The organism is Xanthomonas sp. DAR33341, from assembly GCF_003992815.1.
Lineage (GTDB): Bacteria > Pseudomonadota > Gammaproteobacteria > Xanthomonadales > Xanthomonadaceae > Xanthomonas > Xanthomonas cissicola.
Genome location: NZ_QEYV01000001.1, coordinates 1 through 219 on the forward strand (window position 1 = coordinate 1; position 219 = coordinate 219).

A 219-nucleotide genomic window follows, 5' to 3' on the forward strand; every position below is an offset into this window, starting at 1 on the left:
AGCCGCTGCACCGTCTCCAGCGCCTGCTTGCCACCGCTATTGCTGGCGATGGCCACCACCTGCTCCGGGGTCAGGCCATGGGCCTGGCACAGCACCGGCAACAGCCGCTGCACCGTCTCCAGCGCCTGCTTGCCACCGCTATTGCTGGCGATGGCCACCACCTGCTCCGGGGTCAGGCCATGGGCCTGGCACAGCACCGGCAACAGCCGCTGCACCGTC

The 219-nt window shown here is 69.9% G+C and carries 1 protein-coding gene; it reads right to left on the bottom strand.

The features are described 5' to 3' along the window. Nucleotides 1-219, bottom strand: a 219-nt coding sequence (locus tag EO156_RS00005) for a TAL effector repeat-containing protein (protein ID WP_164735844.1), incomplete at both ends; no start/stop codon positions are given.